The organism is Desulfosporomusa polytropa (assembly GCF_055380075.1).
Genome location: NZ_AP042400.1, coordinates 1,468,563 through 1,488,474, shown reverse-complemented (window position 1 = coordinate 1,488,474; position 19,912 = coordinate 1,468,563). Strand labels below are relative to the sequence as shown.

At 43.6% G+C, this 19,912-nt stretch carries 11 protein-coding genes; all 11 read right to left on the bottom strand.

Going from position 1 to position 19,912, the window contains the following annotated elements; all coding sequences use genetic code 11:
• Positions 1-3: 3 nt before the first annotated feature.
• The 11 genes from ACZ449_RS08750 to ACZ449_RS08700 all read right to left on the bottom strand — a co-directional run bounded on the left by ACZ449_RS08750 (position 4) and on the right by ACZ449_RS08700 (position 19,861).
• Positions 4-777 (bottom strand): ABC transporter ATP-binding protein, encoded by a 774-nt coding sequence (locus ACZ449_RS08750; protein WP_464260642.1) that lies wholly within the window; start codon positions 775-777, stop codon positions 4-6.
• A 10-nt stretch (positions 778-787) separates the two neighbouring features.
• Positions 788-1,720: an ABC transporter ATP-binding protein gene (locus tag ACZ449_RS08745; RefSeq protein WP_464260641.1), complete on the bottom strand. Its 933-nt coding sequence runs from the start codon at positions 1,718-1,720 to the stop codon at positions 788-790.
• Positions 1,710-3,257 carry an ABC transporter substrate-binding protein gene (locus ACZ449_RS08740; RefSeq protein ID WP_464260640.1) on the bottom strand — a complete coding sequence of 516 codons (1,548 nt, stop codon included), beginning with the start codon at positions 3,255-3,257 and terminating at the stop codon, positions 1,710-1,712. Before ACZ449_RS08740 ends, ACZ449_RS08745 begins: the two co-directional genes overlap by 11 nt.
• Positions 3,258-3,277: 20 nt before the next feature.
• Positions 3,278-4,132: a nickel transporter permease gene (gene nikC / locus ACZ449_RS08735; protein WP_464260639.1), complete on the bottom strand. Its 855-nt coding sequence runs from the start codon at positions 4,130-4,132 to the stop codon at positions 3,278-3,280.
• On the bottom strand, positions 4,129-5,073 hold the full coding sequence (gene nikB, locus ACZ449_RS08730) for a nickel ABC transporter permease (RefSeq protein ID WP_464260638.1): 945 nt from the start codon (positions 5,071-5,073) through the stop codon (positions 4,129-4,131). The genes nikC and nikB overlap by 4 nt, the downstream gene beginning before the upstream one ends.
• A gap of 77 nt (positions 5,074-5,150) precedes the next feature.
• Positions 5,151-5,705: a methyltransferase family protein gene (locus tag ACZ449_RS08725; RefSeq protein ID WP_464260637.1), complete on the bottom strand. Its 555-nt coding sequence runs from the start codon at positions 5,703-5,705 to the stop codon at positions 5,151-5,153.
• Between the two features lie 37 nt (positions 5,706-5,742).
• Positions 5,743-6,285, bottom strand: a complete 543-nt coding sequence (locus ACZ449_RS08720) for a methyltransferase family protein (RefSeq protein WP_464260636.1) — start codon at positions 6,283-6,285, stop codon at positions 5,743-5,745.
• Between the two features lie 47 nt (positions 6,286-6,332).
• Positions 6,333-8,261 carry a TonB-dependent receptor plug domain-containing protein gene (locus ACZ449_RS08715; protein ID WP_464260635.1) on the bottom strand — a complete coding sequence of 643 codons (1,929 nt, stop codon included), beginning with the start codon at positions 8,259-8,261 and terminating at the stop codon, positions 6,333-6,335.
• Positions 8,262-8,305: 44 nt separating this feature from the next.
• On the bottom strand, positions 8,306-9,355 hold the full coding sequence (locus ACZ449_RS08710; protein WP_464260634.1) for an adenine nucleotide alpha hydrolase family protein: 1,050 nt from the start codon (positions 9,353-9,355) through the stop codon (positions 8,306-8,308).
• The gene (locus tag ACZ449_RS08705) at positions 9,325-10,107 is read right to left on the bottom strand and encodes a thioesterase II family protein (RefSeq protein WP_464260633.1); all 783 of its coding nucleotides are present in this window, start codon (positions 10,105-10,107) and stop codon (positions 9,325-9,327) included. The genes ACZ449_RS08710 and ACZ449_RS08705 overlap by 31 nt, the downstream gene beginning before the upstream one ends.
• The gene (locus ACZ449_RS08700) at positions 10,073-19,861 is read right to left on the bottom strand and encodes an amino acid adenylation domain-containing protein (RefSeq protein WP_464260632.1); all 9,789 of its coding nucleotides are present in this window, start codon (positions 19,859-19,861) and stop codon (positions 10,073-10,075) included. Before ACZ449_RS08700 ends, ACZ449_RS08705 begins: the two co-directional genes overlap by 35 nt.
• Positions 19,862-19,912: the final 51 nt, after the last annotated feature.

The following is a 19,912-nucleotide window of genomic DNA, read 5'->3' as shown; positions in this document are numbered from 1 at the left end:
CTACTATCCCCTTTCAGTCAATCTGGCAGCTTCCACAAGATCTTTAGCCACATAATGTTTGACTTGACGCAGCCGTTTTGTTGCCACATTTTCAACAACCCGCCCGTCATGCATGAATACGATGCGCTCGGCAACTTGTTTGATAGCACCTAAATCATGCGATATCATCAAAAAAGATATCCCGCTTTCCTGGTGCAGCTTTCGCAGCAATTGTAAAATTTGATACTGTATCACTACGTCAAGACTGGACGTAGGTTCATCCAGAATAATTAATTTTGGCTTCAGAATTATTGCCCTGGCCAGACATATCCGTTGAGCCTGACCGCCGCTAAGCGTTCCCGGTTTTGCAGCAAGAAGGCTGGCCGGCAGCGAAACGGCGGCCATGATCTCCCGAATTTGTTTCTGGCGCTTTTCCAGCGACATATCTGTTAGATAGCGGAGCGGTTCTTCTACTATTTGCTCCAGCCGCCAACGCGGATTTAACGCTTCTGTGGCATGTTGAAACATTATTTGTATGTTGCGGTAAAATTCCCGTTTATCCCGATAATCCGCATAGCTGCGGCCTGCCAAATACATGTTACCGCTTTCCGCTCGTTCCAACCTGAGCGCCAGCCGGGCTAATGTCGTTTTTCCACAGCCGCTTTCCCCCACCAGGCCAACAAACTCTTTTTCACCTACCTGCAATGATACATCGGATAAAACCGTATGGCGCAGACTGTTAAACATCCCTGCTCGGGAACTGTATGATTTATCTACGTTTTCCGCTCGCCAAATCAAAAGTTTCACCTCATTTTAGGATACAAGCCCAGCCGGCTTGCTCATCTCCCTGCCAAGCCGGTTTTTCATAACGACATCTTGGCTGAGCATATATACAACGCGGTTGAAATGCGCAACCTGTTTGATTTTTCAGTTCTTCATCAAAAAAACTACTATCTTTGTCAAATCCTAATAATAACCGGGTATACGGATGCCGCGGCTGTGAAAGCACGACATGAGCTTCGCCGGCTTCGACAATACTGCCCCCATACATGACAACCAGCCGGTCTGCATATCGCGCTACCAGTGGCAAGTCATGAGCAATCAAAAGAACTGCCATGGCTCTGTCCTTTTGCTGACGTTTGATTTCATCCAGTAACGCCATACGCATTCCGGCATCCACCGCCGTAGTCGGCTCATCGGCTACCAGCAAGGATGGCTCCAAGGCAATCGCCATCCCCAGCAAAACACGCTGGCACATGCCGCCGCTTAACTCATGCGGATAAGCATGTAAAACGCGATCAGTATCATCCAATCCCACTTTTGGGAGAATTTTAACGCTCATTTTACGCGCCTGCTGAAAATTAAATCCTAAACGTAACCGGAAAATTTCTCCCAACTGGGACGCGATAGACCGGACAGGGTTTAACGCCGCAATAGGCTGTTGGGGCATAAAACCGATATGCCTTCCATACAAAGTTGTCATAGCAGCATCATCTAACTCTTCCAGCCGCTGCCCCTGAAACCGAATGCTGCCACTTGTTTGTAGGCCATTTGCCGGCAGCAACCGTAAAATCGCCCTGGCAAAACTACTCTTGCCGCTGCCGCTTTCGCCGATTACCCCCACAAACTCACCTGCACGAACCGTAAGATTTACCCGGTTTACAGCAATTACATTTCTGGTAGCCGTATGATAACAGACGCTCAGATCATTAATATTGAGCAAGTCAACTTTACTGGACATAAGCTTTCTCTAGCCCCCGGTACACTTGCCATGTGCCTACTGAATTCTCATAGTCCATAATGTTTTTCTTCATGGCCACGATACTGTACCGGTGAAATAATACAACTACAGGCACTTGTTCGCTAATCAAGCCTTGTATTTTGTGATGAAGAGCCACTCGTTCCTTGTTATCGGCAGTAATAACCAACTGATCAATTGCTTTCGTTAGTTCCGGCGTTGTTAATAACCCATACATAGCCTGGGGATGATAATGACCGCTCAGATAATGCGGCGACGGCTCGTTATGAGGAATATAAAATTGTCCAAACATCAGCAGATCATAACTTTTATTCTTCAGTGCATCCATCAAAGCAGCATCTTCCAGTGGTACAAGCTCGGCAACAATCCCCACTTCTTTGAGACTGTTCTGTATCGCACCGGCCAAGAGGCTATCCTCGGCATTTTTCGCGCCAAACGTGATGCGCAGCCTAAGAAATACTCCGTCCTGCCTCCGAATTCCGTCCGGGCCAACTTGCCATTTTGCTGCTGTCAGATATTCTTGGGCTTGATTTAAATCATAGGGAAGTACCACATCCTTGGGCATGACATATTCGCCAAAAGCAGGAGAAAAGAAAGCATGTCCGGGATCTGCACTATCCCCCAGCAGCCCCGGTATCATTTCTTTTATATTCAGACTGTGCGCTACCGCTTTTCTTACCTGCAAATCCTTCAAGATTGGATTGTTTATGTTAAAATATAACATTTCAGACGTTTGCCCCAGGCGTTTTTCAAGCTTTAACTTGTTATTTTGAGATAAACGGTTTGCGGCAGTCAAAGACTGCCGCAAACTGATAAAATCGACCATACCCGCTTCCAGAGCCATCGCTCTGGCATCCGGGTCGGAAATAACTTTAAATATCAGTTTTTCATTTTTTGGTGCCTGACCCCAATAGTTTTCATTCCGTTTCAGCACAAAATCCTGGTCTTTTTGCCAAGATTCCAATCCATAAGGGCCTGTCCCAATCGCCTTTACTACTTTTCCGTTTACATCCAACGCATTGGGGCTAACAATTGCATAACTTGGAACCGTTAAGTCTGACGCGAAGATAAAGGACGGACTTTTTAAATGGAAAACGACGGTTACGTCATCTGTAGCCTGTACATCGGCAATGTCTGGCAGAAAAGATTTCCACAACCCGTTTCGCAGCCTGTCCATATTCTGTTTTACAATTTGTGCGTTAAGAGGCGTACCGTCATGAAAGGTAACTCCTTTGCGCAGATAAAATGTCCATGTCTTACCGTCAGGTGTCATTTCCCATCGCTCAGCTAAGGCCGGCTTCAATTTAAAATCAGCATCCAATTCGACTAAAGTGTTATAAATGAGTGCACGGATATAATACGACATGTCTGTTTCAGGGTCATAGCCGCCCAAATCGGTACTTTCTCCGACTACAATCTGCTGAACCGCTTGTGGTTTGGCACTGCCACATCCCGTAAAAACTATACTCACAAGCAACAAAACTAAACTTAGAAAAAAGCAGATCCATTTTTTCATCATCTGTTGACTCCTTTCTTGCTTTAGCCGCCCTGCTTGACCTGCTGGCGCAGCATCTCACCAAATACCTGCAGATTTAATACAATGCCCATTATGGCGAGTCCAGGCCATAGCATTAAATCGGGGGCAGCCTGCATATAAGCTTTGCCGTCGCTGAGCATGGCTCCCCATTCCGGCACAGGCGGTTGGGCGCCTAAGCCCAGAAAAGACAGTCCGGCTATACTTAGGATAATCCGGCCAAAGTCGAGTAATGCTAAAACTGCAAGTGTTGGCATTACCGCTGGCAAAATATGCCGCCGCAAAATAGCCCCCTGCTTTGCTCCCGCCGTATGTGCCGCTGCAATATATGTACGTTCACGCAGACTAAAGGTCATATTCCGGACAATACGGGCATAACCTACCCAGTGCACTAGTGCTAAGGCAATTACTGCATTTTTCAAACCAGGACCAAGCAAACCCGTTATTACCAATGCCAGTATCAATCCGGGGAAAGCCATAACCCCATCCATTATTCGCTGAACGATGCGATCATGCCAGCCTCCGGCAAAACCGGCCAGCAACCCAATGAAAGTACCGGCAGCAACAGTACAGGCCAAAACACCTCCTGCCGCAGCCAGCGTATTTCCTGTTCCAAATAACAGCCGCGACAGCAGACAGCGTCCTAACTGGTCGGTTCCTAACAGATATTCACTTGAAGGTGGCTGCAATCTCAACCTAATATCAACATGCAGCGGGTCATGCGGAGCAATATAAGGAGCAAACAGGGCAACCAGCAAATATAAAGCCAGCAACACCAGATTGAGTGACAGAATAAGATGATGTTTCCGGTTTCCGGTATTTTTCAAAACTGTTACTATTCCGTTCGTCTGACATCTCATGTCCGTAGTTCACTTCCTAAACGCATCCGGGGATCAAGCCACATGCAAAGCAAATCAATGCCTACATTCACAAAGGTATATGCCACCGCCATCACCAGGATATACCCTTGAATAACAGGATAATCCCGATAGAAAATAGCATCCATAATCATTTTGCCAAGCCCGGGCCAGGCAAAAACACTCTCGATAATGACCGTACCGCCCAGCATATACCCAAACGTTGTTCCCAATGAAGTCACTACCGGCACCAAACTAGGCAAAACAGCATGATACAGCAGCGTTTGCCATGGCGTTAAGCCTTTGGCTCTGGCATAAACCATAAAGTCCTGCGACAATACTTCCAGCAGACTGTTGCGCAACAGGCGGGCATGAATAGCTGCTGTTGAAAAGCCCAACGTTACCGTCGGCATAATGAGATTCAAAAAACCGCCTCGGCCAACGGCAGGAAATATTTGCAGTTGTACCGCAAAAAAATAGATGAATAGCAGCCCCAGCCAATAGGAAGGTACCGAAATAGCCAGTAATGCGTAAATTCTGCTAAAATAATCCGGTAATCTGTTTTCATATTTAGCCGATAAAATGCCCAGGCCAAAGGCAACAGTCAACGAGAACACCATGGCCGCAATCGTTAATTCCAGGGTTGCCGGCATACGCTGCAGAATCTCTGTTGTTACCGGCTGCCGGGTATAGAAAGAGACCCCCAGGTCCCCCTGACATATCTGCCACAGCCACAGAAAGTATCTTTCCACAAAGGGTCTGTCCAGGCGAAGCTCATCCCTGATGGCTGAAACTGCTTCCTGTGTAGGATCAATGCCCCGCTGCTGCAGCAACAGTACCGCCGGATCACCGGGAGTTAGTTGAATAATAGCAAAACAAGCAAAGGTAACAAAAATAGCCGTTGGAATAAGTCCGGCCAACCGAGCGAAGATATATCGGCTCATGCTGCTTTCACACACTGCATAAAGTAATCAATCAAATCTTTCATACTCCACCTTCTTACATTTAAATTTACGAAAGCTTAAAAATAGCGAGGCACTTTTGCCATATATTCTTGATAATCGGTTCCATATTTGTGTAAACAATATTGCTCTTCCTCTACTGTTAATATATGGCAAGTAATTACTTCAATCGTGTGGATGATCATCAACAACCAAGAACCAAGCGCCAACCCCACGCCATACCAAGTTATGATGTATGCAGCATAAATCGGATTGCGGCTAAACCGGTATAGCCCCTTGACAATCGGCTGCTCAAGAGGGGTAGTTATATAATTCAGCAATGCTGTAATGTTTAAAGCCATGCCAACCAAAAACATAAAGATTCCGGCATAAAAATATCCTGTACCTGTTTTGACACTCGCAAAAACAGGAAAAATAACCGACCCGATCCAGGAAAACCAGGAAATATAATAATTAACTGCCTCCCAAAATTTTTCATGAGATTTAGGAGACTTAAATAAACGTTTAAAAGCATCTTTTTTGACAGATGGAATGCCCAGATTAACAATAAGATAAATTAATGAAAACCACCAGCCACTCCACAAACCAATTGTAAAATCCGGCATAAATTCCATAAAAAATTCCCCCTCCACAGTTAACTAAAACAATCTTCTAGTAATAGCGCGGCACTTTATTTATGTAGTCTTGAAAGTCTTTCCCGTACTTTTGCAGGCAGTAATTTTCTTCTTCAAGTATTCCAAAATGACATGTAATCACTTTAAGCGTATTAATGATAATCAGGAACCATGAACCAAGAGACAGCCCTACACCGTACCACGTTAAGCTATAGGCAACATAAATTGGATTTCTGCTCCACCGGTATAATCCTTTGTTAACCAGCTTATCAAAAGGCGTTGTAACATAATTCCATAGTGCTATAACATTTAAAATCATGCCAATAGAATACATAAGCAATCCGCTATAAGAAGCAACACTGCCGGATTTAATGGGCACAAAAACAGGAATAATAACTGTAATGATCCAGAGAAGAATATTTACAGTTTTCCAAAAATATTTATCCGAATTGGCGGCTGTAAGTAAGCGCTTGGCTGAACCTTTTTTTGAAAGGGGAATGCCTTGATTAACAATAAAATAAATTAATGAAAACCACCACCCGTTCCAAAAGCTACTAGAGAATTCCGGTAGTAAACTCATTATTTCCCCTCCTTGCACTTTGCCCTCGGACATTCCGTACCTAATATTTAGATGCGTTGTTCCAAACCAAAGACGAAATGACGCGCCGCCATGGGGAATTCTCCTGCATACCCCGTATCCCCTTTCATCTCATACGCTCGGTTATTGAGATTATAGGCTTTAAGGTATGTCTTAAGATTGGCATTGATTTTATAGTTAGCTACTAAATCAACTACCCAATAAGCACTGGATGTATAGGATGCCAAATCACGCCCAGTCGCACCACGCAACATAAGTTGTCCATCCCATTTATCATAAGCATAGCCAACACCCAGACGATAACCATTAGGCTGAGTATTGTTAGGGTCATTACTGTAATCGGCAGCACCCTGTATTTTGGACCTGACCTGCGCATAGGCATAGCCTGCCGAAATATTCCACATCGGCGACAATTGGTGTGTCAAACTAATATCCATCCCCTGCCGTTTTTGTTTACTAACATTTTTATACTTAAGTATGACGCCATCCGAGTATTGTTCGATAGCATCATCAATACGGCTGCTAAAAATACTGGCCTGCAAATTGGTATTACGATTTAGTTTCGTATTCATGCCAATTGTTACCGCCTCTCCATTTTCCGGCTGTAAGTCCGGGTTACCTCGCGGGTTATTCTGGTTATATAATTCACCGATAATTGGTGCCCGGAAAAATTGTCCCCAGGAAGCAAAGATATTCGTGTCTTTATTAATTTTCCGGTTCACAGCTAAACGAACCGTATTTTTATTGCCAAACGAATTATACTGATCATGACGCATGCCGGCAGTCAAGTTCCAATCATCGGATAACCGCCAGCGATTTTCCAGAAATATGGCTTTATTCGTCAATTCTTTGTTATAAACGCTGCCGGCGGGAATATCCACATTTACCTTTCGCCAACTTGCGCCGCCAACCAAATCATATTTGTCAGTTATTCGCCAATTATCCTGCCATTCCGCACCGATAGTCCGGCTAGTTACTTGATAGTTATCCACTTCATAAGGCGTTCCTTGCATGTAATGATGATATTCAAGACGGTTATCGCTGCGGTAAACCTTAAATGAACCATCTGTCCCTGCTTTGTTTTTCCAAAGATATGTCAAGTCAACATCATTCTTGCGATCATTCTCATAGGCAGTTGGATGATGCCACTTATAACCTGGCGGCGTCAAAAAATAGCCTTTATCGCTGTCCACGTATCTCCAGTTCAGCGTAAGCGACCGACCATCGCCTAATTCTTTATCCAATCTCATAGTAAACGCATCCTGATCAAGCGCACTATTGGGCATACGCTTGACTGAACCTGTTTTGGAATCTTTGTATTCAAAATAGTCCTGCTGCTTACGTTCAGCAGTAATCAAATAGCCAAAACCTTTATCACGTCCTTCTGTCGTAAGCGTATAATCACGCATTCCCCCACTGCCGCCTTCTACCAGATAGCTTGTTTCTTGTTTGGCCGCTTTGCGGGTGATGATATTAATAACACCGCCGGCGGCATCGCTGCCATACAGCGAAGATGCCGGACCACGCACAATCTCGATCCGCTCGATATTTTTCAAGCTTGGCAGTAGATTTAGATTGAGTTTCATCTTACCTCCTGCTACCATCATATCTTCTCCGTTAATCTTGCGTCCATCAACCATTACCAGTACGCGGTCATCGCCATTAATAAAAACAGAACTTATGCTATAACCTGAACCGGAATCAAAAATACCGACATTCGCCTTTTCTAATACATCCAGAATACGGGTATACCTGCCCTTTTCAATGTCATCATGCGTAATCACGGTTACACTTGCCGCTGTTTCCACCTGTTTTACCGGAACACGGTTGGCAGTTACAACATAATCATCCAGGTTATACTCCTGTTCTGCTGCTGCCGCTTCGCTTGTGCCTAACATTAATGCGCAACTGATAATCAGACCTAATGTTCTTTTTTGTCGCTTATTCATTCTTATCATTGTAAAATTTCTCCTCGCATTTAAAGTTATCTACGGAATACGGATTAGCGTATTGACTCAATACCACCAGTAATATTCAGTTCCCGCAGCAAGATGTCAATCTCTTCTGTCGAATTCATTGCTTCTTTGTAATATTTTTCCACCAGTTCTTTACTAATCACCCCATTTCTGATTTGATGACTTAACTCAAAATCCATATAATTAGAAGTTTTATTGAGATAGGTCAGATGCATCCACAGTTTGGCAAGACGGCAGCCGGAGGCAATATATGTTTTTGAAAACTTATCTATGGGCTGCCAACCTAATTCTTTTTTAATGATTTCCATCATTGCCACAGGCTCATAGGGAAAGTGCTGATACATAAATAAACCGGTAACATCTTCCGGATATAATTCATTCGGAAATAGCGGCAATAAATGGGTTTTATTCTTGAGCCGCAATTGCGTCCGTGCTTTGTCCATTGCCTCTTTGGTCATATTGATGGTTAACATCTTGCGCATTTTTCGTTTTTCATCAATCTCATAGCTTTCACCCATGCCAAATACTTGCTCCGGGTTATGACCGGAAAAAACAAGCGGAATTCCCTTGGCACGGGCATATTCACCCGCCGCCCGGATCATAAGCCGCCCGCAATAAAGACAAATATGCCCGTGTCCTCTATCACTCAGTTCTTTTTCCGTAAACAAAAAATTAAAAAACTCTGTCATCATATCCTGAGGCAATACATTTTTCACAAGAGGAATACCAAGCGCCGTACAGATTTTTTGGGCATTATCAAAGGTTTCCTGATACTCAAAGTGAATATCATTAATTAGCCCTAATACCTTAAGCTTGTATTTACGGGTCAGAGTATATGCCAGATAAGCACTGTCTTTTCCGCCACTCATCATGATAAGACCGTCATAAGAACCCTTACCACGGTACCTCTCAACCGTATTTTCAAATATTTCCCGTAACTCTTCCCATCCCATCCGCACCTCTTCAGCCTCCTGGGCGCAGATATTGCATATCATTTTTTCGTCTAAGCGAATATCATGATATGGGTCTTCTTGCAAAAGACATTTTACACAACATCTTGATGTAAATTTTTCCATTCTGATCTCCCTGCTCTATCCTGCTTATTATTTAACTGCCCTTCAATAAATTGGTTTACCGCTTCGGCCAGCGTCTGAGGATATGATTTAATAAGGGTATGCCCACCGTGAAGCGTGGCATACTTAACCGGCGTAAGATACTGGCTCCACCGCTTAATATTTTGAGCCATTTCCACATCCTCTTCTTGTTCTCCCAATAAAACTAATGTATTTATTTTTAATATACCGTTAGGGAATGCATAAGTTCGCATGGCCCGTGTATCATTCCTAAGCAGAGCAAAATAATTTTGCTTTTCCGCAGAGGTTAGTAAGCCGAGATTAAATTTGTAACAATTAACCGTATACGAATGCAGTTCATCATTACTGGCGCTAAGTATATAATCCATATCTTTCGTAATACCCGGCGGGGGGGAACCGACCAATATAAGGCCGGCAACCCCTTTGCTACCCAGGATTTTGCGTACAAGATCAAAGGCAATAAAACCACCGAATGAATATCCCAGAACAAACACGGGTTTTTGTTGTGCCTCAGTTAACCGAACAAATGGTGCTGCAAATTGTTCAATAGAAGCTGGTATCTCACCGCCGCCACCATGACCCGGCATCACTGCCCCCAGGACATCAATATCGCTATTAAGCGCCTGCGAAAAATGGTAAAACATAGATACATTACCACAGGCGTAAGGAAAACAAATAAGCGTTCCCCTGCTTGCAGGATTAGATTTTAAGGAGATCAGCGAGTGATTTTGCATTTTGCACCTCCTTTCTAAATACTATGCTTAATAATCTATCGGCTACAGCTTGCGTATGCGGCTCTAGAAATTCATGCTCAGCTTCCGGTATAACTATATAGTTAACCTGTTGAGCATATTTTTGCCAATTTGGCAGGTATTGTGTAGATTCGGTAAATTGATCCAATTCACCCTGAAACAAATACAGAGGAGTACATATCTTATATTGGGGATATCGATATGCCATCATCGCCTTAAGGTCATTACGCACAATTTCACAATTTAAAGTTATTTCGTCATCAGACATATTTTCAAACATCGTAACCACTTTGGGACCACCCCGCTTCAAATTTTCCACCATTTCCGCCTGGGATAATTCAGGAAAATAATATTTACCAGAAGCATCAGGCGTCTCTGGCGAAAGCAAGACTAACCCATCAATTACGCAATTACGAGCTTCGAGTTCCCTAACAAGTTCAAACGCCGGTAAACTTCCGAAACAATATCCCAAAATATATAAAGGTTTATCACTTTTTGGGGCAATAAATTCAATAAATTGCGCTACCACTTCCTGAATCGTTGCTAAAAGAGGCTTTTGGTTTCCGTGTCCTGGAATAGTAGCTGCCATTACCTCTACAAACTCAGGCAGAGAAGAACCTAATGGTGCAAATATTTCTCCGGTAGAATAGAGCGAAGCATTGGGAAAACAAAACAGTCGTAAACTTGGGTTATCCGGAGTTTTTAAAAAAGAAATATTCTCCTGCGGTGAATGTTTACCCTTATTGCTTTCAGTGGCTTCCATCGCTAAATACTTACTTATTTTCTCGATAGTTGGTTCTTTTAACAAAAATTGCAGTGATAACTCTAGTCCATTAAATTCTTTCTTTATTTCTGTCAGCAATTGAATAACTTTCAGCGAATTACCACCAATGTTAAAGAAATTATCTTTAATCCCAATATCAGCTATATCTAATACACTCTGCCATACTTTTACAAGCCGTTCTTCCATTTCATTTGTAGGTGCTGCATAATCGGTACTGTCAGTATTGTTCAAATCCGGCTCCGGCAGACGCTGCCTGTCCACTTTTCCATTGGCGGTCAGCGGCAGATCTTTCAATAGCACATAAGATCCCGGAATCATATAGTCAGGCAGTTTTGTACGCAAGTACGCATTGATGCCGACATAATAGGCTTCTTTGTCATTCACTGCCTGGTCATAATCACACGCCACGATATACCCGACCAGTCTTTTTGGCGTTTTGTCACCTAACGCCGCCACAACTACTGTTTTTACCGTTTCATGCTTTTCCAGTGCCGCTTCAATTTCCCCCAACTCAATCCGGTACCCGTTGATTTTTACCTGGAAGTCTTCACGGCCAAGAAACTCAATCGTACCGTCAGCCAGATAACGGCCAAGGTCGCCGGTCCGGTATAACCGTTCTCCTGTCACCGGATGGGTAATAAAGCTTGCCTTGGTCTTTTCTTCATCTTTCCAGTAGCCTTTGGCTAGGCCTATCCCGCCGATATGCAATTGTCCGGGTACCCATACCGGTACCGGTTCCATTTTTTCATTGTAAATCTGAAAACTTTGGTTTTTTAGCGGCGTTCCGTAAGGAATACTTGTCCATTCAGCATTGACCTTCTTAATCGGATAATGAATCGACCAGATAGAAGCCTCTGTTGCTCCGCCCAGGCTGTATAGAGCGGCTTCCGGCAGCAGCTGCCATATTTGTTCCGGTAGGCTCACCGAGATCCAGTCCCCGCTCATCATAATCAGCCGCAATGCCGCCGGTATTTTCTTGCCGCTGCCTGCAGCATATTCCACCAGCATCTGAACAATGGCCGGGACTGAGTTCCACAAAGTAATACGGTTTGCTGCCAGCAGTTCCAGCCAGCGAGCCGGGTCTTTAGCGTCTGCTGCCGCCGGCAGGACAATACTGCCACCGGCTCCGTGCAAGCCGAAGATATCATAGACCGACAGGTCAAAGTTAAGATTGGAAATCGCCAAAGCACAGTCGTCACCGGTAACGCCAAAGTGCTCATTGATGTCCAGTATGGTATTGACTGCGCCGCGGTGGTCAATAACGACGCCCTTGGGATTGCCGGTAGAACCTGAAGTAAAAATAACATAGGCAATATCTGACGGTGTCTGCAGACTGTCCAGCGGTGAATCATCCAGTGAGTCCAACTGGGTGTCGGTTACAATGACCTTTTGAATGCCAGCAGGCCAATCCAGCGTAGCCGCATATTTATCTTGAGTTATCGCTATCTTGCACTCACCTGTAGTCAAAAGATACTGCAGTCTTTCGGGTGGAACATCAGCATCTATTGGCAAATAGGCTGCCCCGGCAAAAAGAATGCCATAGACTGCAACGATCTGCTCCCAGCCTTTTTCCATGACGACCGCGACCAATGTGTTAGGGCTGGCCCCCAGTTCCCTCAGGTATCTGGCAAGTTGATTGCTGCGTTTAAAGAGTTGGGCATAACTGAGTTTATAATTGGCCGTAATTACTGCATCCTTATCAGGAACTAATTTTACCTGTTCAGCCAGAAAATCCTGTAGCAGTTTCTCACTTACAGGCCCGGCGGTCGCATTCACCTGATGGCGCTGCGCCAGTTGTGCCGGGGGAGCCGGGTGAATTTCCTGATTCCAGTCAAATTCAGGTTCTGCCAGGTTCGCAAGCAGTTCACAGTAACATTGGAACATATCATCAATCATCCCGTCCGGAAACAATTCATCCACAACATCCCAATTGAAGACAAGTTCACTTTTAATTTCAAATACCTGCTGATCGAGCCAGACCTGTGAAGTTTCCGATAAGCTGCTAAACTCTCCCTTTTGTCTTGCGAACAAATCAGGAAATTCATTGTTTAGTCCTAAGCCGCTCGTAAAAACTACCGGCATAATAGCTTCTCTCATGCCACCCCGTCGCGTCACAAGTTCGCGGATTACTTCAACGCCACTAAAGTAGGGATAGTCAAGCGTCTCCAGCATTGCTTTCTGGACGTGCTGCGCCCAGGAGAGAAATTTTTCCGGTCGGGAATAGTCCAGTTCCACAAGCGCTACCGATGTAAAGTCGCCTATAATCTCATCAATTTGGGGATGTAAAGGCAGACGGTTAGCCAAGGTAAGATTGAGTGTAAACCGGCTTTCTTTACTCCAGGCGGCAATAATCGCCGCATAGGCAGCAAATAAAATGCCTGAGGGGGTAATCCCCTGCTGCTTGGCCCGTTCTTTTAATGTATTCCATTGGCCTGGTGAAAGTGTGGATGATTTACGTCTAAACCGTGGGTTTGCTATAGTCTGAGGATTAGTTTTTAACGGCAATTCCGGTGCCGGAGCCAGGCTATCTATTTTAGACAACCAATAGTCTCTTGACTTCTGGTACAGAGTGGTATCCTTTATCTTTCTTTCCGTTAAAACATAATCACGGTAATGTATATCGATATCATTCAAAGATACGTTCGGTTTTTGATAAAGCATCATCCATTCATTGAAGAAGGTCATAACACTGGTAAAATCCATAATCAACATATCCAAGTGGACATGCAGCCTGGTTGTATCTTCAGTCACCACACTTGCCCTGATATCAAAAAGCGGCCATTTGCCGGCAGGCAACATTTCATGCGCCATACACTCATGTATTTCCCGAAGCTTGGCTTCTCTAGTTTTCTTGTCCAAATTACGGAAGTGATATACTTCAATGACATAAGGCTCAACCGTTTCCAAAATCTTTTGTTCGCTGCTGTTAACGATAACCGCCCGCAACATATCATGTCTGGCAATAAGGGTATGTAATGCCGCATTGAGCTTTTGTATATTGACATTTTTCATTTCGAATTCCTGATAAATATGTGTCGCTACATTGCCAAGCTCAAAAAATGTATTGCGCCCTAACAGATATGCCTGCTGCAGGTCGGTCAGCGGAAATACCTGATACCAGTTATCAGGATCGTCTATAATCGCCGGAAGTTCTGCCATCATCGAGTTGTTGCTGCCTTGCTGCAGAATTGCCTCTATTACAAGTGCAAGCGCTGCTATTGTCTGTGTTTCAAAAAGCGTTGCCAGGAATAGGTCAACAGAAAATTCTTGACAAATACGGTTATTAATGCGGACACCTGTCAGGGAGTCACCGCCGATACCGAAGAAATTGTCATGAATCCCGATCTCCGGCAATTTCAATTCTGCTTTCCAAATGTCAGCAATTTTCTTTTCCAGTTCTGTACGAGGTTCTATTTGCATGTCAACCACATTATCTGCCAATAAATCCGGTTCCGGCAGGCGCTGTCTGTCCACTTTGCCGTTGGTGGTCAGCGGCAGTTCCGGCAATAGCACATAAGCTCCCGGAATCATATAGTCAGGCAGTTTTGTGCGCAAGTACGCATTGATGACGGCATAATAGGCTTCTTTGTCATGCACTGCCTGGTCATAATCACACGGAACGATATACCCGACCAGCCTTTTTTGCGTTCTGTCACCTAACGCTGCCACAACTGCCGTTTTTACCGTTTCATGCTTTTCCAGTGCTGCTTCAATTTCCCCTAACTCAATCCGATACCCGTTTATTTTTACCTGGAAGTCTTCACGGCCAAGAAACTCAATCGTACCATCGGCCAAATAGCGGCCAAGGTCGCCAGTCCGGTATAACCGCTCCCCGGTCACCGGGTGGGTAATAAAACTAGTATTGGTCTTTTCTTCATCTTTCCAGTAACCTTTGGCTAATCCTATCCCGCCAATATACAACTGCCCGGGTACCCCTACCGGTACCGGTTCCATTTTCTCATTGTAAATTTCAAAGCTCTGGTTCTTAAGCGGCGTTCCGTAAGGAATGCTTGTCCATTCAGCGTTGACCTGTTTAATAGGATAGTGAATCGACCAAATAGATGCCTCTGTTGCTCCACCCAGACTGTATAAAGTGGCCTCGGGCAACTGCTGCCATATTTGTTCTGGTAAATTTAACGGTATCCAGTCCCCGCTCATCATAATCAGTCGCAATGCCGCCGGTATTTGCTTGCCGCTGCCTGCGGCATATTCCACCAGCATCTGGACAATGGCCGGGACTGAGTTCCACAGGGTAATTCGGTTTGCTGCCAACAGGTTCAGCCAACGAGCCGGATCTTTGGCGTCCGCTGCCGCCGGCAGGACAATACTGCCACCGACTCCGTGCAAGCCGAAGATATCATAGACCGACAAGTCAAAGTTAAGATTGGAAATCGCCAAAGCACAGTCGTTACCGGTAACGCCAAAGCGCTGATTGATGTCCAGTATGGTATTGACTGCGCCGCGGTGGTCGATTACGACACCCTTGGGATTGCCGGTAGAGCCTGAGGTAAAAATAACATAGGCAATATCTGTTGGTGCTTGCAGGTTATCTAGCGGGGAATCATCCAGCAAATCCAACTGATTGTCGGTTAAGCTGACCGTTTGAATTTCTTCAGGCCAGTCCATTGTAGCCTTATATTTGTCCTGCGTTACCGCTATCTTGCACTCACCTGTAGTTAAAAGATAATGCAATCTTTCGGGTGGAATATCAGCATCAACAGGCAAATAGGCTGCTCCGGCAAAAAGAATGCCGTAGACTGCAACAATCTGCTCCCAGCCTTTTTCCATGACAACCGCGACCAGGGTGTTGGGGCTGGCCCCCAGTTTTCTTAGGTGTCTGGCAAGCTGGGTGCTGCGTTTAAAAAGTTGGGCATAACTGAGTTTATCGTTAGGCGTAATGACAGCATCTTTGTCAGGAACAATTTTTACCTGTTCCGCCAGAAAATCCTGAAGCAGCTTTCCACTTACAGGCCCGGCGGTTGCATTCACCTGCCGACGTTGTGCCAATTGTGCCTGAGGAACCGGATAAATTTCCCGATTCCAGTCAAATTCAGGCTCTGCCAGGTTCTTAAGTATTTCACAGTAGCACTGGAACATATCATCAATCATACCGTCCGGAAACAATTCATCCACAACATCCCAATTGAAGACAAGCTCACCTTTAATTTCAAATACCTGCTGGTCGAGCCAGACCTGCGAGGTCTGACTGACTCCATAGCTGTTTTGTGAAAAAGAATCCAGGATATTGGCGACATCCTGTGGTAGCTCAGCAGCATTCAATCCGCCGCACAAATCAAGCCCCAAACCACTGGTGAAAACCACCGGCATTAAGATGCGATGTTTCCCCTTCTGTCTCGCCGCCAATTCTCGCAAAAATTCAATGCCGCTAAAATAGGTATTATCTAAATTCTGATACATTTTTCTCTGTACTTGTTTTGCATAACCCATAAATGTACAGCGACTACTATAATCCATCTCCATTAATACCACGGACGTAAAGTCACCGACTATTTCATTCACCTGTGGATGCAGTGGCAGTCTGCGGAAAAGAGTCATATCAATTGTGAACCGGGGATTTTTTACCCAGGATGCAATTACTAAGGCATATGCTGTTAACAAAACCACAGAAGGAGTAAGGCCGTTCTTTTTCGCAGTTGATTTAACGGTTTCCCATTGCGTGTTCGCTAATGTTGCCTGTCTCCTGCGGAAAAAAGCTTTTTGAATAGAACTTAATGGTTTTACATAAGGTATTTCAGGCCCGGCCGGCAACGTGTCAATTTGTTCCAGCCAAAAGTCTTTGGCTCTTTTGTAAGATTCCGTTTCCACAAGCTGCTTTTCGGCCAATACATAATCCCGGAAAGAAAGCTCCAACGGCGGCAGCTGCAACTCCGGCTTGCTATAATAAAGGATTAATTCTCTTATTAACACACTCATACTAAACAGATCAACAATAAGCATATCCAGACTGATGTGAAGTCTGACTACATCATCATTAAAGATCGTGGCGCGCACCTCAAACAATGGCCACTTATGGGCAGGTAACACCTGATGGGACATTTCATCCCGGATTTCCTGCAATTTTTGTCTGGTTATTTCTTCCGTCTTTCCTCTCAAATCGATTATTTGCAGTTCATAAATCGGAACCTCTGGCAATATTATTTGTTCACCGGATCCGAGAATAATTGCCCTAAGCATTTCATGTCTCTGAATTAATTTATTGATCGCATTTTGCAAACGTACAAGATCAAGATTTTTACTTTCAAATTCCTCATAAACATGGGTAGCGATACTTCCCAGTTCAAAAGCATTCGTTCTCCCAACCCAGTATGCTTGTTGCACATCATTTAGCGGAAAAGGCAGAAAACGGCTATCAGGATTATTTACTATCTCAGGCAATGCCTGGAATACCGACTGCGTTAGCTGGGATTGTAATACTGCAGCAATTGACATTAAATCACTATTTTCAGCAAACGTTTGTATTGAAAAATCCGTTTTTAACTCCGCGTTAATTTTATTTCTCAATTCCAGCATCAATATTGAATCAAAACCAAGTTCTGCAATCGGACTGTTATCATTTATAGCTGATTCATCAATTTTTAACAAACCGGCAATTTGTTTTTTAAAAAATTGTAATAACTCACTGCCTGTAGTAATAAATGAAACAGGTTCTAGCCTATTTCCCATTTCTGCCCGGATTTCTTTAACCGGCTCTGTAACAGCATGTGCTTCCATATCCTTCATCCCAATATCAACATTCCCTTGCCCATCGTCTGTTACTCTTTGCGGTAACCAGTAATCTTCTCCACCAAATGGATATGCCGGCATCGGAATACGGTAGTATTTACCTCTTTTAAATAAGTTTTCCCAATTCAGGTTGTAGCCTTTAACATATAAAGCTGCTAACTGTAATAGTTTTTCTTTATATATCTCTCCGGTTAAATCCCGAACTTCCTGTAATTCTTCAATGAGTCCTTCACCCTGTTTCGTCAATTCTTGTATTAGGGTTTCTTTGGAAAAAAAATCATGTTTTTCACTTCTGAAATAATCCCCCGTTGTTTCTCGCTCACTAATTTCTATTATTTTGTTTTTAAGTTCATCCATATTTTTAGCAATTAAAACACACCGAACCGAAAAATGACTTCTCCCGGTCAATAATGTATAGGACATATCTTCAATCGAATAGTTTTCTGCTTCTTTTTCTATCCATTTACCCATATCAGCAATTTTTTTGTTTAATGCCGTTTCTGTCTTTGCGGAAAATGGAAAGAAATAATACGGATTAATTTGATTATTGGCCTTACTCTTTTGAACCGGCGGTTCTTCAATAATTAAATGACAATTTGTACCACTAAACCCGAACGCGCTTACCCCGGCTCTTAAAGGCCCTCCATCGTTGCTTTTCCATGCTTGAAGTGTTGTGTTTACATAGAATGGGCTATCATTAAAATTTATATGTTCATTTACTTCTTTTAAGCTGATTGTTGGCGGAATCATCCTGTATTTCAACGCCATTAAAATTTTAAAAACACCCGCTATTCCAGCCGCCATAATGGTATGTCCGAAATTGGGTTTTTGTGACCCGATAGCGCAAAATTGCTTTTTATCAGTAAACATACGAAATGCTTCTGTTAAAGCCTTAACTTCAATTGGATCACCTAATTTAGTTCCAGTGCCGTGCGCTTCCACATAGCTGACTGTTTCCGGATGAACAGCGGCATTTTTATATGTTTCGTATAGTAACTCTTTCTGTGAAAGCATATTAGGTGCGGTAATGCCTTTTGTTCTACCGTCCTGATTCATTACAGAACCTTTAATTACACCATAAATATGGTTGCCATCCTCTATTGCCGCTGTCAATGGTTTTAACACCATAGCCCCGACACCTTCACCAATCACAATCCCGTTTGCTGAATTATCAAAGGTTTTACATCTGCCATCAGGTGATAACATATTCGTTTTTGATGCCATAACATAATATTCCGGTGAACTAAGCACAAAAACAGAACCCGCCAAAGCAATTTTCGATTCTCCCCGCCGAATACTATCACAAGCTAAGTGGATTGCTACTAAAGAAGATGAACAAGCAGTATTCACCGTAAGACTCGGTCCCTTTAAATTTAAATAATAGGCAATTCTAGCAGCTAATATGGCCATATCATTGCCTAGAAATGTTTGTGAATTAATATCCTCTGCTAATAAATTTTTTTCCTTATATTCTCCTGTCCGCCCCCCCACAAAAACTCCTACCTTTTTTCCTGATAATTGCTCAGCAGAATATCCTCCATCCTCAAAAGCTTTAAACGCTTCTTCCAGAAACAACCTTTGTTGAGGATCCATTCTTTCCGCTTCACGGGGCGAAATATTAAAAAATAAAGCATCAAATCTAGCATTATTTTTTAATAATCCCCCCCACTTACTGATAGATTTGTTTGCCACATTAGGATCAGGATCATAATATTTTCTTTCTTCCCAGCCTTTACGGTTGATTTCCTCTATACAACAATCCCCCATTTGTAGATGTTCCCAAAACTCTTGAATGGTATCTGACCCGGCAAATTTACCTGAAATACCTATGATTGCTATATCTGCGTCTTTTCCTGTCATCACAGCCTGATGGCAATTATTACTTCCTTCATTATTACAAGTAATTTGTTTTTCTTGGCCAAAATCATGTGTATTCAGTAATGGCCGTTCTTCCCCATACTGCTCCAATATATATTCGGCTAACTCCTTAATTCCTCTATAAATAAAGATTACTTCAATTCCCAATGCAATTCCTAATTTTCGATTAACCTCTCGCACAAAATCTGTAGCAAATACTGAGTCAATGCCTAACTCTGAAAAACTTGCATCCATATCAAAGGAATTAGCTGTATCTTTAAGCAAGTCAGCAACTACTTTCTTAACTTTGGTTTCAATCTCCGCTAAACGAGTTTGGAAATGTTCATTCATACTCTATCCCTCCCATTTCGGTAGTTAATTTATCTCCAACAGCCAACCGTT

Coding starts and splice junctions, on each gene's coding strand:
- ACZ449_RS08745 (WP_464260641.1), bottom strand. CDS start 1,720: ATGTCCAGTAAAGTTGACTTGCTCAATATTAATGATCTGAGCGTCTGT.
- ACZ449_RS08740 (WP_464260640.1), bottom strand. CDS start 3,257: ATGATGAAAAAATGGATCTGCTTTTTTCTAAGTTTAGTTTTGTTGCTT.
- nikC (WP_464260639.1), bottom strand. CDS start 4,132: ATGAGATGTCAGACGAACGGAATAGTAACAGTTTTGAAAAATACCGGA.
- nikB (WP_464260638.1), bottom strand. CDS start 5,073: ATGAGCCGATATATCTTCGCTCGGTTGGCCGGACTTATTCCAACGGCT.
- ACZ449_RS08725 (WP_464260637.1), bottom strand. CDS start 5,705: ATGGAATTTATGCCGGATTTTACAATTGGTTTGTGGAGTGGCTGGTGG.
- ACZ449_RS08720 (WP_464260636.1), bottom strand. CDS start 6,285: ATGAGTTTACTACCGGAATTCTCTAGTAGCTTTTGGAACGGGTGGTGG.
- ACZ449_RS08715 (WP_464260635.1), bottom strand. CDS start 8,261: ATGATAAGAATGAATAAGCGACAAAAAAGAACATTAGGTCTGATTATC.
- ACZ449_RS08710 (WP_464260634.1), bottom strand. CDS start 9,355: ATGGAAAAATTTACATCAAGATGTTGTGTAAAATGTCTTTTGCAAGAA.
- ACZ449_RS08705 (WP_464260633.1), bottom strand. CDS start 10,107: ATGCAAAATCACTCGCTGATCTCCTTAAAATCTAATCCTGCAAGCAGG.
- ACZ449_RS08700 (WP_464260632.1), bottom strand. CDS start 19,861: ATGAATGAACATTTCCAAACTCGTTTAGCGGAGATTGAAACCAAAGTT.